At 34.0% G+C, this 12,443-nt stretch carries 15 protein-coding genes; 2 read left to right on the plus strand and 13 right to left on the minus strand.

What is annotated here, in order from left to right; translation table 11 throughout:
• Window positions 1–11: 11 nt before the first annotated feature.
• The 4 genes from recA to LJE08_RS05880 are packed head-to-tail and all read right to left on the minus strand — an operon-like array spanning window position 12 to window position 3,136.
• On the minus strand, window positions 12–1,028 hold the full coding sequence (recA, locus tag LJE08_RS05865; RefSeq protein WP_117924162.1) for a recombinase RecA: 1,017 nt from the start codon (window positions 1,026–1,028) through the stop codon (window positions 12–14).
• Complete coding sequence (locus LJE08_RS05870; protein ID WP_117924160.1) at window positions 1,010–1,504, minus strand: CinA family protein; 495 nt, start codon at window positions 1,502–1,504, stop codon at window positions 1,010–1,012. The genes recA and LJE08_RS05870 overlap by 19 nt, the downstream gene beginning before the upstream one ends.
• Window positions 1,504–2,091: a CDP-diacylglycerol--glycerol-3-phosphate 3-phosphatidyltransferase gene (gene pgsA / locus LJE08_RS05875; RefSeq protein WP_227402694.1), complete on the minus strand. Its 588-nt coding sequence runs from the start codon at window positions 2,089–2,091 to the stop codon at window positions 1,504–1,506. Before pgsA ends, LJE08_RS05870 begins: the two co-directional genes overlap by 1 nt.
• The gene (locus tag LJE08_RS05880) at window positions 2,051–3,136 is read right to left on the minus strand and encodes a helix-turn-helix transcriptional regulator (protein ID WP_227402695.1); all 1,086 of its coding nucleotides are present in this window, start codon (window positions 3,134–3,136) and stop codon (window positions 2,051–2,053) included. The genes pgsA and LJE08_RS05880 overlap by 41 nt, the downstream gene beginning before the upstream one ends.
• Window positions 3,137–3,224: 88 nt before the next feature.
• On the opposite strand from LJE08_RS05880, the gene LJE08_RS05885 reads away from it, so the two are divergent.
• Both LJE08_RS05885 and msrA read left to right on the plus strand, forming a co-directional pair.
• The gene (locus tag LJE08_RS05885) at window positions 3,225–3,977 is read left to right on the plus strand and encodes a hypothetical protein (protein WP_117924156.1); all 753 of its coding nucleotides are present in this window, start codon (window positions 3,225–3,227) and stop codon (window positions 3,975–3,977) included.
• Entirely contained in the window at window positions 3,974–4,468 is a 495-nt protein-coding gene (msrA, locus tag LJE08_RS05890; protein WP_117924154.1) for a peptide-methionine (S)-S-oxide reductase MsrA, read from the plus strand. Before LJE08_RS05885 ends, msrA begins: the two co-directional genes overlap by 4 nt.
• Here the strand turns inward: msrA and LJE08_RS05895 are convergent.
• The 9 genes from LJE08_RS05895 to LJE08_RS05935 form a co-directional block, all read right to left on the minus strand.
• Window positions 4,465–5,688 (minus strand): NAD(P)/FAD-dependent oxidoreductase, encoded by a 1,224-nt coding sequence (locus tag LJE08_RS05895; protein ID WP_117924152.1) that lies wholly within the window; start codon window positions 5,686–5,688, stop codon window positions 4,465–4,467. The genes msrA and LJE08_RS05895 overlap by 4 nt on opposite strands.
• Window positions 5,682–6,491 (minus strand): Cof-type HAD-IIB family hydrolase, encoded by an 810-nt coding sequence (locus LJE08_RS05900; RefSeq protein ID WP_117924150.1) that lies wholly within the window; start codon window positions 6,489–6,491, stop codon window positions 5,682–5,684. The genes LJE08_RS05895 and LJE08_RS05900 overlap by 7 nt, the downstream gene beginning before the upstream one ends.
• Window positions 6,488–7,363 carry a YitT family protein gene (locus LJE08_RS05905; RefSeq protein ID WP_227402696.1) on the minus strand — a complete coding sequence of 292 codons (876 nt, stop codon included), beginning with the start codon at window positions 7,361–7,363 and terminating at the stop codon, window positions 6,488–6,490. Before LJE08_RS05905 ends, LJE08_RS05900 begins: the two co-directional genes overlap by 4 nt.
• Window positions 7,364–7,450: 87 nt before the next feature.
• On the minus strand, window positions 7,451–7,873 hold the full coding sequence (locus tag LJE08_RS05910) for a MarR family winged helix-turn-helix transcriptional regulator (RefSeq protein WP_117924146.1): 423 nt from the start codon (window positions 7,871–7,873) through the stop codon (window positions 7,451–7,453).
• Between the two features lie 4 nt (window positions 7,874–7,877).
• Window positions 7,878–8,939 carry a C45 family peptidase gene (locus LJE08_RS05915; RefSeq protein WP_117924144.1) on the minus strand — a complete coding sequence of 354 codons (1,062 nt, stop codon included), beginning with the start codon at window positions 8,937–8,939 and terminating at the stop codon, window positions 7,878–7,880.
• 82 nt (window positions 8,940–9,021) lie between these two features.
• Window positions 9,022–9,693 carry a Bax inhibitor-1/YccA family protein gene (locus LJE08_RS05920; RefSeq protein ID WP_117924142.1) on the minus strand — a complete coding sequence of 224 codons (672 nt, stop codon included), beginning with the start codon at window positions 9,691–9,693 and terminating at the stop codon, window positions 9,022–9,024.
• 89 nt (window positions 9,694–9,782) lie between these two features.
• Window positions 9,783–10,979, minus strand: a complete 1,197-nt coding sequence (locus LJE08_RS15270; protein ID WP_227402697.1) for an ATP-binding protein — start codon at window positions 10,977–10,979, stop codon at window positions 9,783–9,785.
• Between the two features lie 133 nt (window positions 10,980–11,112).
• Complete coding sequence (locus tag LJE08_RS05930; RefSeq protein ID WP_117573687.1) at window positions 11,113–11,307, minus strand: PTS ascorbate transporter subunit IIC; 195 nt, start codon at window positions 11,305–11,307, stop codon at window positions 11,113–11,115.
• A complete protein-coding gene (locus LJE08_RS05935) occupies window positions 11,307–12,305 on the minus strand; it encodes an SPFH domain-containing protein (protein WP_227402698.1) in 999 nt (332 codons plus the stop codon). Before LJE08_RS05935 ends, LJE08_RS05930 begins: the two co-directional genes overlap by 1 nt.
• Window positions 12,306–12,443 lie beyond the last annotated feature (138 nt).

The following is a 12,443-nucleotide window of genomic DNA, read 5'->3' on the forward strand; positions in this document are numbered from 1 at the left end:
ACGCAGAACTCTTATTCTTCAACTTCTTTGTTTGTTTTAAATTCCTTTAATTTTTCTTCAAGCATTGATTTGAATTCTGGATTTGTCTTAATGTAAGCTTTGGCAGCCTCTTTACCCTGACCAATTTTTTCTCCTTCATAACTAAACCATGCCCCTGCTTTTTTTACAATATTGGCATCAACACATAAATCTAATAGTTCACTAATGTAAGAAATTCCTTCGCCATACATAATTTCTAATACGGCAGACTTAAATGGAGGTGCTACCTTATTCTTAACAATTTTAACTTTTACTTTGTTTCCAACAATATCTGTACCATTTTTAATGGCATCCGCCTTACGAATATCCACACGAACAGAAGAGTAGAATTTTAATGCACGACCACCCGGAGTTGTTTCTGGATTTCCATAAATAACTCCTACTTTTTCACGAAGCTGGTTGATAAAAATAGCTGTACAATCATTTTGGTTCATTGCTCCGGCAAGCTTACGCATTGCCTTTGACATCATACGAGCTTGTAATCCAACTTGATTATCTCCCATTTCACCATCTAATTCAGCTTGTGGAACTAAAGCTGCAACACTATCCACGACAACCAAATCAACAGCTCCACTTTCAACAAGCATCAACATAATGTCTAAACCTTGTTCCCCAGAATCTGGCTGAGACAAAATTAATTCATCAATGTTAACACCTAAATTTTTCGCATATACTGGATCGATTGCGTTTTCCGCATCAATAAAGGCTGCACGACCACCCTTTTTTTGAACTTCTGCAACGGCATGTAAAGCAAGTGTTGTTTTACCACTTGATTCTGGACCAAAGATTTCAATAATTCTTCCCTTTGGATATCCACCGATACCTAAAGCATCATCCAATAATAAACTTCCAGAAGGAATGGGTTCAATATCTACGGCTGCTCTATCACCTAATTTCATGACAGAACCTTTACCATATTCCCTTTCGATTTCTGTTAGTACATCACTTAAAAGTTTATCTTTATTTGTTTCTACTTTTTCTTTTGGCATATATTCTCCTTTTGAATTGTTTGTATCAATATATCTATCATCTGGCAAACAACATGTTCTCTTACATCATTTCTAGATAGACCTGTACATTGAAAACCATATACACGAACCGCTTTTTTAGAAGCAATAGCGCAATAGACTCTTCCTGCTGGTTTTTCTTCCCAAGCACTCGGACCTGCGTTGCCTGTAAAAGACACACAATAATCCACATTCATAATTTCTCTTGTGTTTTTGGCCATGGCATAGGCGCACTCTTCACTAATTACACCATAATTTTGAATTAAGTTCACATCCACATGAGCTAATACACTTTTCATTGGTGTAAAATAAGTCACTAAACCACCTTTTAAAATAGAACTTGCCCCAGGGATTGAAGCAATCGTACTCGTAAATAGGCCAGCCGTTAGACTTTCACAGCTAGAAATAGTCAAATGATTTTCTGTACATAAAGAAACAAGTTGTTTTGCCTCAGTCATTACATAGTCTCCAAAACATATTTTTTCAATTGGTTGAAATAAATCCATCCACTATATAAAGAAGCCACTGTTGCTGTCCATAACAATATTTGGTCCATACAAATGCCCATATAGACAAACGGCCAATCTTTCAATAACAAGAATACAAGTGCAAACATTTGTAGTACTGTCTTTAGTTTTCCAAAAATACCTGCACTTACAACTTCACCAGAATTAGCTGCGCTCATTCGTAAGCCATCAACAATCAAGTCTCTTGCGATCATAAGTAATACCGCAATCACATTGGCTTGATGAAAATAAACCATCAAGATCAAAACTGTGTTCACTAACATCTTATCTGCGATAGGATCCGCAAATTTCCCAAAAGAAGTAATCCAATTGTTCTTTCTTGCTAACATTCCATCAAAGAAATCTGTAATACTCGCAACCGCAAAAATCACAAATGCGATCACATCACGTAGTGCAAGACCACTTGCTTCATCTATAACACCAATAGTCGGGTCCATACATAAATATACAGCCACAACAACAGGTACCAATAAAATTCTAATAATTGTTAGTCTGTTCGGTATATTCATCTTGGCCATAAGTTACATCCTCCCCTTGTGCATATAGATCTTCATCTGTGTAACCATAATCATAATCGTAACCATAGTCACTATCCTCATATTCAGTTTCATATTCTTCAACAGGTTTTTGGTATCCCTTACCAATTTGTAGTGTGATAACGGCAGGCTCCCCCTGCTTCCAACCCTCTTTATCAAAAGAAATTTCTTTTCCATCAATAGAAATACTATTATCTGAATATGTCTCAATACTAATTTCAAAAGTACAATCATCGGATAATTCTAAGCTCTGATTGAATGTGCCAGTATATACTTTTGAAGTGTCATTGATTGTTTCATCATTCTTTTTCAAAGTAATTTTTGTCTTTGTCGGTAACGTAATACTTAAATCCAATGTTTTTACATCCGATTGAATATTCGAAAGCTGATATGCGTTGGTTTCATCGCTAATTTTATCAACAACTAAAGCCAGAGCCTCTTTAGCTTTTTTACGCTGATTTGCGAGTTTATTTGTCTCCTGTTCTTTTTTAGACAATTGCTCTTCACGAAGCTCTTGCTGCGTTGCTAGTTTTTGATTTGAAATCGAACGCAATCCCACATTGATCAAGGATAAAACTCCTAATCCAATGATTCCAATCAGGGCAAGCATTTTGATGATCTTCGTCTGGTTTGCGTTCAATGAAGAACTTGTTCTACTGACATGTTTTTGAAACCATCCTAAAGATGCTTTTTTCTTTTTCTTAGTCGTCTTTTTTGTCTTTTGAACACTCGCCATTTGTTCAACCATACGTCTTTGTGCCATAGTTAAAGCCATGTCTCTTTGATGCGCAAATTCATTGACATCCACATCAACTTCATCTGAAATGGCCTGCCAATTTACGCCAATCGCATCCGAATAGGCATGCACAAAATAGCGAACGAAAGATAGGTCATCGGAGAAAACATCAAGGTTGTGTTCTTCGATTGCTTGTATATATTGAGGCGCTAAACGCGTCTGATTTGAAACATCCTGAATGGAAAGTTTTAGATTTGTTCGACGTTCTTTTAAGATGTGATAATAAGCCACTAAAACTCCTCCCTTTGAAGTTTATTATAACAAATTCAAAACAAGAATACCACGATGTGCTATAATTATTTACGAAAGGATGAATGAAATGTCACAACTTAATTTTTCAATTGGAACATTTTCTCAATGCATGAGTTTCTCTCCACAAAATATTAAAATCGATAATTTTGAAGACTACACACTCTATTGTATTGACTGTGAAAATGTTCAACAATTTGACACAAACACACTAAAAGCCACAAGTCCTAGCGTCTTCTTTTTCTTTGGAAACTTTGAAAAAATAGGGCAAAAGTGCTGGCAACAAATCTTTGCGATTGCCCAGGATTTCCCAAATTCTTATTGTTTCAATACACACCAAAGCCAAAAGAATTTTGCGGACATCTATTGCGCTACTTTACTTGGACAAATTGTTGCCAATATAGTCCCTAAAAAAATTCTTCTTGTCACAAATGATCAAGGATTTCAAGGTATTAAGCAAGCCTTGTTGTTCCAAGGAAAAGACATCGACATTGAAATCTTACAGACAAGAGACCCGTTCTTGTTGCCTTTAAAGGAAGAAACGCCTAAGTCTCAACCAAAACAGACACAAAAACAAAAGAAACAAACAAATACCTCAAAGCCAAATGAAGCACGCGATGAAGAGGTAATAGAAGCATTAAAGAAATATCCAAAAATCAATACCCGCTATGCATCTATTGATGATTTAAGTAAGTATTTAATGCCCATCTTAGCGAACAAACAAAAGAAGTGTAAACTTTCCAAATGGATTGAGAGTGACTACGCAAAAAAAGTTGGGCGCTATAAAAAAGATTCGAAAGGAAAATATTATAAATTAAAATGATAAAAACAATATATTTAGCTGGAGGCTGCTTTTGGGGTGTGCAGCACTATTTCGATCAATTTGATGGTATTCTAAAGACGACCGTTGGGTATGCAAATGGAAATAGTGAAAACCCGAAATATAAAGATGTGAAAGCAGGACTTACAGGTCATGCAGAAACATTAGAAATCCAATATGATGACAACGTGATTTCACTTTCTAAGATTTTAGACTTATACTTTGACATTATTAATCCAGTATCCGTCAATCAACAAGGTGAAGATATTGGCATTTCCTATCGTACAGGCATTTATTATTTGGGTGAGACCGATTTAAAAACAATCCAAACGAAATACAATGAAATTCAAGAGAAATATGATTTAGCACTAGCGGTCGAAGTTGAACCATTAAGAAACTTTTTTAACGCAGAAGAATACCATCAAAAATACTTGGATAAAAATCCAGGTGCCTATTGTCACATTCCTGCATCAAAATTTAAGAAGGGACTTTAATTAGCCCCTTCTTTTATTGTGCATCCCGCAACATATCCTGTTGTCCAGGCAATCTGTAAATTGTATCCTCCTGTCTGTGCATCCAAATCCAATACTTCACCCACAAACTTTAAGCCTTTAATTTTCTTAGATTCCATTGTCTGAGGCTGAATCTGATTTGTCTTGATTCCACCCACAGTAATCATAGCCTGATCAAATCCGGCAAAACTAGACACTTCAAAATCTAAACATTTCAATAATTCACTAATACTTCTTCTTTGTGCTTTCGTTGTTTCATTGGCTTTTAAAGAATCATCAACATTTAAACGATCCATGATATATTGTACCAATCTCTTAGGAATCATCATTTCAAGTATGTGATTCAATTGTTTATTTGAAGAACGATTCATTCTTTCTAGTAAAAATGCATCCACTTCATCAATTGATTTATCTGGAATTAAATCAAATATGATTTTGTCAGGTTTTTTATTAATCACATAGCTTGACATGGACAAAATACCTGGTCCGCTAAAACCTTCATGAGTAAACAAAATGTCTCCCAAATGTTTATATAAAACTTTTTTATCTTTCTTTGCTTGAATACCCACATTCTGCAAAGAAAGACCTGCTAAATCAAAGATTTCTTTTGTTCGTAAAGAAACCAATCCAGGATATAAATCACTGACTTTGATATCTAATGTATGCGCCCATTTATATCCATCACCACTACTTCCAGTCGACACAAAAGACTTTCCACCTGTCGCAACAATCACTACATCGAACGAATACAAACCTTTATCTGTTTTGATTCCAACAACTTTATCATCTTCAACCATTAAATCTGTACATGCTTCATCCATATGTAGAATCACATTATTTTTGCGTAATAATTCCACAAACAATAAAACAACATCCTGACTTGAATTCGAACCAGGAAACATACGCCCATGATCTTCTTCAACGGTAGGTAAACCATTGGATTTTAAAAATTGGATCATATCCAAATTAGAGAATTGTGAGAAAGGACTGTATAGAAATTTTTCATTATGCACAATATGCTTGAAAAATTCATCCTTTGAACAACTGTTTGTAACGTTACAACGTCCATGTCCTGTAAGTTGCAACTTCTTTCCTAATTGTTTATTTTTCTCAAACAACTCCACTTGGTGACCGACTAAGCTTGCGGTATAGGCAGCCATCAATCCAGATGGTCCTCCACCAATTACGCATACTTTTAACATAAAATCCCACTTTCTTCTAAATAGATAGCTAATCCATCATGCTCATTATCCTGTTTTGTGATGGCATCAGCACAAGCCTTTGTATCATCCGTACCATTGATCATACAAACACCACATCCTGCTACTTTTAACATATCATTATCGTTAGATGTATCTCCAAAAGCCATGACATCCTTTAAATTTATATTATTCAATTCGCATATTTTCTGTAAACCATATCCCTTATTGATTCTTTTATCACAAAATTCCAATAATGTTGTTTGCGTTTTAAAACCATGATAATAAGGATTTGGATGTTCTTTTACCCAAGCTTCCGCCTTAGGCATATCTTCTTCTTTCATACGAAACATGATTTTTGCGTTTTCATGTGCATAGAAATCTTCTAATTTTACAACTTCCAATTCTTTATGAGATGTCGAAGCTGAATGAATCATCCAATCATCAATATGAACACAACGAATCTTTCCATCCCAATATATCATTGGATTGCATTCAACAACATTCATGATTTCCATGGTTTCTTTTAACCATTCCTTTTTCATCATAAAATAGCTATAGAATTTTTGATGTACGCCATCCCATAATTCTGCACCATTCATGCCCATCACAAAATCAAAATCAAACGGCAAGTCCCAATAAACTTTATTTCGTTTTAGTTCATCCACAGGGCGTCCTGAGGCAATCCCAAAATAAACACCTTTTTCATGAAGCTTGATCAAAGCTTCTTTTGTCCTCTGTGTTAATTCTTTCTTTTCATTGACTAATGTGGCATCAATGTCACAAATCACTAATTTTGTTGTCACTTTAAATCCTCCAATTCATAAGTAAATCCTTCGCCATCAACTTCATGAACACTATTCACAATAATAAAGGCTCTTGGATCTAACTGCATAATTTCATGTTCTAAATTGCTGTAAATTTTTTGTGGAATTACAACCATCAATACTGGTTTAGATTCATTTGTATATCCACCCTTACCTTCTAAAATTGTAACACCACGCTCCATATTGTTTAATACATGGTTTTTAATTTCAAACCATTTATCTGAAATAACCATACAATTGATTGCCGTACTTGAACCAATCAAAATTGTTTTATCAATCGCAAATCCCGATGTAAATACAGAAAGGACTCCAATCAAGGCTGGTTCTACACCATATGTAGACATTCCCAACAATACAGTCAGAGCATCAATGATCATGACTGAATTTCCTGAAGAAATATGGGTATACTTATGAATCAACAAGGCTGGAATATCCATACCTCCAGTACTTGCGTTTACTCTAAAGCATAAACCTAAACCGATTCCCGAAATCAACCCACAATAAATACTTGCCAACATGGGTTGCATGACAAATGTGTCTTTGGGAAATAAAGTTGTCACATATGTTAGTAATGAGACAAAGAATGAATAACTAAATGTTGAAATCAATGATTTCAATGCAAACGCCTTCCCCAAAAAAATTGCGCCAACAATATAGAGTCCGATCATCAATATGTTGATTAGCCATACGGATGGTATAAATGGCAATAAAGGTTTTAATGCCACGGCGACACCAGCTACGCCTCCGGTTAATGTATTATTTGGTAAAACAAAAAAAGCAACTGATATTGCTACCATAAAGTTCCCTAATAAAACAACCAATACATCTTTTACATAATTTGTTTTTTTCATAAAAGTCTCCCCAAACACCATCTATATTTTATCAAAAAAGAAGGCTTTATGAAACAAAAGAAAAAAGCTGGATTGCCCAGCTTATCTTTACAACATCTCTTTTGCGGTTTGCGTAATCAAATCAAATAATTCAATCACTTCTGGTTGTTTTTCATAACCAATCTTATCAAACAACTGATCTACGATTCCTAAAATTTTTTCATGTTGAGCTTTATAAATCTGAATCATTGAATCATTTAATGTAATATAGATTTTACGAGTATCCTGTTCACTACGAATACGCGTAATCAAATCCTTTTTTTCCATGCTTGTAAGCGTACGATTCATCTGCGATTTTTGCATACGCATATAGTTACATAAATCCGTTGCCGTTACATTTTCATCTTGATTTTGATATAAATAACGACAAATCATCGATTCATTATAAGGTAAATCTGAAGTGATTCTCTCATTATTGATGACAGTCGTCATTTGAAGCCATGCTTCTAATACTTGTTCATTCTTTTTCATAACCTTATTCTAGCACAGAAATTGTGTATTTCGCATTATAATTTTGATTCACACAAATCGTTACCTTTTTGTTCTTTAAATCATATACACAAGACCATTGTGTCTTTGAGATTTTTCCCTGCTTATTCTTATGTGCATCCTGCGAACAATCGGATAAAAGCTGCATAGCCTCGGTATTTGATAACACTCCATTTGTGGAGCTTAATTTTTCATCAATAATTTGGTAGCGGTCTTGGCCAAAATTAAATTCTGCATCTGGATTTGTAAGCAAGAAATTCGTAGCACACTGATAATTCTTGTCTGGATATACTACTTTCATTTCATCATCCACATATTCAACAACAACACTCTTTCCGGATGCATCACAAATTTGGAAATGGTAACAACTATTGGCACTTGAATGCATGTCATAAGAAGATAATAATGCTAATGCTTCATCAACATTTTTTGCCTTATCTAACATCATTCGAATGGCTGTTGTCGTTGTGATATCTACCTTTTTGGTATTCTGATTTGTTGGAGTTGTATCAATCAATAATACCCCTACCGCAAGACCTTTTTCATTCATTCCATCGAGTGGTGCATAAGGTGCTGCCAAAGTTACCAATGAATCCTTTAATGTATCTGGTAAATGTTTTTCATTATATCCTACAAATCCTAAATTCACCATTGAAACAGAAGCATACCCATTTTTAGGCTTTGTCTTTACCAATACACTTGGCGAATAATCCATATCAAAGTTGCGTCCAAATAGATATCCTGAATCTTTATTTTGTGCAATAAATGTAGAACAACCTAAATCTGGAATCTTAATACTTAATGGTAACCCCTTCATTACATGATTCACCACAAATTCGACAAGCTCTTTATCATTGTTTGCACCTTTTTCTAAAAACTCATCCAATCCATAATCCGCACTATAATCCATTGTATACATTGGATAAGCATCAATTTTTTTTAATGATTTTAATGAGCTATATTCATTATGAAACAGACAAACAATTCCTATTCCACAAATCAATAATAAACATAATATAGTAATTCCTATTTTCTTTAATAATTTCATACATACTCCTTTAGTTCATTCAGTGAACTATTAAAGTATACAATATTAGTTTACATTGTCAACTATAAAAAATAGAGATGAATCAATCATCTCTACGTCCTAATAATCGTAAAATGTATAAGAAGATATTCAAGAAATCTAAATAAAGCTGTAACGCCATATAAATCGATATCTTTTCATCTTCATACCCATTCAACATATAATTCATTTTTTGTATATCCCAAGCTGTAAGTCCGGTAAATAATAATAGGCCAATCACGCTCCATAAGCGTACATCCATGCTAACTCTAAATAGCATGAAGAAAAATTGACTAAAAATCATCGCAATCAAACCAATCAAACAAATGTTTCCCACTTTACTAAGATCCATTTTAGTCGTCTTTCCAATAATAGCTAAACATGCAAAGTAGATAGCGCTAATGCCAAAGGCTGCTGCGATCTGTCCAGCACTATATACATAAGCCAATGATGTCATATTGATTCCCATTGTAAGTGAATACACAATAAACATCGTCTTCATCTTAGAAGCGGGTGTATTACGTGATAATTGACGTCCCATTGAAATCGTTAACGAAATTTGTACGATGAACAACAATAATGAAATCATTGGAATCTGAATAATAAGCATGAATATGCCAGAAGCATACAACAAGGCCGAAGTGATTGCCGTAATTCCAAGGCCTACCATCATCCAACTGTATACTTTATATAATGAATTTGTACTTACTGAATTTGAATAATTGTTTGTATACATAAATTATTTACCTCCTATTTTTAGAGTATTTTATGTTTTTTATATATACATTACAATATACAACTCGATCAAAATGACTATTATATCCATCAATCTTGCAATAAGAAATCTTGCAGATGTACGATTTTAATTCCCTCATCGTTTCCAACGTCTAAATCATTCAATGTTACAACATACTTAGGATAATTATCTGGGATATCCTTCAAATTCGCAGTTTCACGATCTGAATTTTCAGGTAATTGAACACAGACTTGTACATAGATTTTTTCATCTCTTAAAATACCGACAAAATCGATTTCCTTAGATCCTAATTTTCCAACGTATACATCATAGCCACGTCTTTTTAGTTCTAAATATACAATATTTTCCATTACAGCATCTAACATATTTCGATTATATCCAAACAAGGCATATTTCAATGAAACATCGGCCAAATAATATTTTTCTTGTGTTTTCAAAATGTTTTTACCCTGTAAATCATATCGCCTACAAGGATAAATAATAAAGGCTTGTTCTAACCATCTTAAATAATTATATATACTTTCATTTGAAAGTTGTCGATTCTCACTCTTTAAAAATTTAGAAATTGAATTTGCCGAGAATGTCTTGCCTGTATTTTCTACCACATATTTTACAACACGATCAAACAATTCTTGTTTATGAATGCGATGACGATTTACGATATCTCTAGAAACAACGGTATAATATATACCATTCACAATTTGATATGCCGTATTTGATTCATACTCATTTAATGCGACAACAGGAAAACCGCCAAATCGTATATACTTATTTAGCAACTCTCTTTTTGATAATTGACTCTTAGATTTAAATTTTAAGTACTCACTAAACGACAACGTATATACAGGTATTTGTACATATCTTCCGGTTAGATAAGTTGAGATTTCACTCGACATTAATTTTGAATTTGATCCAGTAACATAAATATCGAAATTTCCTTTTTCTAACAAAGAATTCACCGCTTTTTCCCATCCCGATATTTCTTGAATCTCATCTAAAATCAAATATGAATATGCATTATCCTTTGTTGCACAAACAAGTTCATCATACATTTGTTTAGCCGTAATATTTTGCGCTATATCCATATCTGTATATCTTTTACTGATAATACATTTCTCTTCAACACCTCGCAAAATCAATTCTTCTTTCAACATCTCAAAGATTGTTGATTTTCCACAACGCCTTATACCAGATAAGATTTTCACTAAGGGTTGTTCAATAAATGGAGTTATAGCTTCTATATAATTTGGTCTATTAATAATCACAACATCACCTTCTTTATTACAAGTATACCAAAAATTGTTATGTGTTTTAAATAGTTTTTCATGGTATACCTTAAAAACTATCTTAGTTTATAAACTTTTTCATATTAAAAAGAGAATGTATTTCTACACTCTCTTACTTAATATCCAATTCAATAGGCTCATCCATCGTATCACTGACGTATTTGCCATTCTTTTTTCTTTGTTTCACGCACTCTGTCAACAAATATTCAATTTGTCCATTGACACTGCGAAAATCATCTTCTGCCCATGAAGCAATTTGATCATACAATTTTTTTGAAAGACGCAAAGGAATCTGTTTCTTTTCCATTAATATAAGCTACCAGAATTGACAACTGGCTGCGCATCATGGTTTGCACAAAGTACGACTAACAAGTTAGAAACCATAGCCGCTTTCCTTTCTTCATCCAATTCTACAACCCCATTTTCATCCAACCGATCCAATGCCATTTCAACCATACCAACAGCTCCATCCACAATCATCTTCCGTGCATCAATGATAGCACTTGCCTGTTGTCTTTGTAACATTACCGCTGCAATTTCTGGTGCATAAGCCAAGTATGTGATTCTGGCCTCAATGATTTCAATACCTGCATCTTTTACTTTACTTTGAATTTCATCACGAATTCTAGAGGCAACCACTTCACTAGAACCTCTAAGACTTCCTTCATCGGCAATACCATCTCCTGTTGTATCTACATTTTCAGCTACATCATAAGGATAAATACGCACAATATTTCTTAATGCACTATCACATTGTAAAGAAAGATATTCCTTATAGTTATCTACATTAAATACAGCTTTTGCGGTATCTGTCACACGCCACATAACGGCAATTCCAATCTCAACAGGATTTCCTAAACAATCATTGATCTTTTGGCGGTTGTTGTTTAAAGTCATGATTTTCAAAGATACTTTTTTAGAATCCATTTCTACCGTTCCATTATTTTGAGCTTGGAAAATACTTTTCTTCGTACCATCATCCACATCGCCACTCTGATTTAATTTTGTCTTTGCGGCAGGATTCACAGCCTGACAAAAAGGATTAACATAGTAGAATCCAGCATCCTTTAAAGTACCTACATATTTACCAAACAAAGTTAAGACTAAAGCTTCTTGTGGCTTTAATACTTTTAAACCAAGAAATGGAATCCAACCAATACATAGCCATACAACACCAATAATAAAGAATGGCCAAACTAATGCTGCACCAAGTATTGTCACCAACAAGGCTACAAGATATAAAGCGATCCACAATATCATCATGGCCATGCCATTCTTTTTGTTACTTAAAACTTTTTCTGTCACGATAAGCACCTCCTGATACCTATATGATATCATTTTGATATCTGTTGTCAATGATAAAAAAGATGGGAATGACCCACCTTTAAAGGATATTTAAATTCTTGTAGGGTCGAACATAGTCCTTAAATTTTTATAGGGTCG

The organism is Holdemanella sp. DFI.5.55 (assembly GCF_020593575.1).
Taxonomy (GTDB): domain Bacteria; phylum Bacillota_I; class Bacilli_A; order Erysipelotrichales; family Erysipelotrichaceae; genus Holdemanella; species Holdemanella hominis.

Bases quoted from the DNA above. Each gene is read 5' to 3' on its own strand.
- recA (WP_117924162.1), bottom strand. From the start codon at position 1,028: ATGCCAAAAGAAAAAGTAGAAACAAATAAAGATAAACTTTTAAGTGAT.
- LJE08_RS05870 (WP_117924160.1), bottom strand. From the start codon at position 1,504: ATGACTGAGGCAAAACAACTTGTTTCTTTATGTACAGAAAATCATTTG.
- pgsA (WP_227402694.1), bottom strand. From the start codon at position 2,091: ATGGCCAAGATGAATATACCGAACAGACTAACAATTATTAGAATTTTA.
- LJE08_RS05885 (WP_117924156.1), top strand. From the start codon at position 3,225: ATGTCACAACTTAATTTTTCAATTGGAACATTTTCTCAATGCATGAGT.
- msrA (WP_117924154.1), top strand. From the start codon at position 3,974: ATGATAAAAACAATATATTTAGCTGGAGGCTGCTTTTGGGGTGTGCAG.
- LJE08_RS05895 (WP_117924152.1), bottom strand. From the start codon at position 5,688: ATGTTAAAAGTATGCGTAATTGGTGGAGGACCATCTGGATTGATGGCT.
- LJE08_RS05905 (WP_227402696.1), bottom strand. From the start codon at position 7,363: ATGAAAAAAACAAATTATGTAAAAGATGTATTGGTTGTTTTATTAGGG.
- LJE08_RS05910 (WP_117924146.1), bottom strand. From the start codon at position 7,873: ATGAAAAAGAATGAACAAGTATTAGAAGCATGGCTTCAAATGACGACT.
- LJE08_RS05915 (WP_117924144.1), bottom strand. From the start codon at position 8,939: ATGAAATTATTAAAGAAAATAGGAATTACTATATTATGTTTATTATTG.
- LJE08_RS05920 (WP_117924142.1), bottom strand. From the start codon at position 9,693: ATGTATACAAACAATTATTCAAATTCAGTAAGTACAAATTCATTATAT.
- LJE08_RS05930 (WP_117573687.1), bottom strand. From the start codon at position 11,307: ATGGAAAAGAAACAGATTCCTTTGCGTCTTTCAAAAAAATTGTATGAT.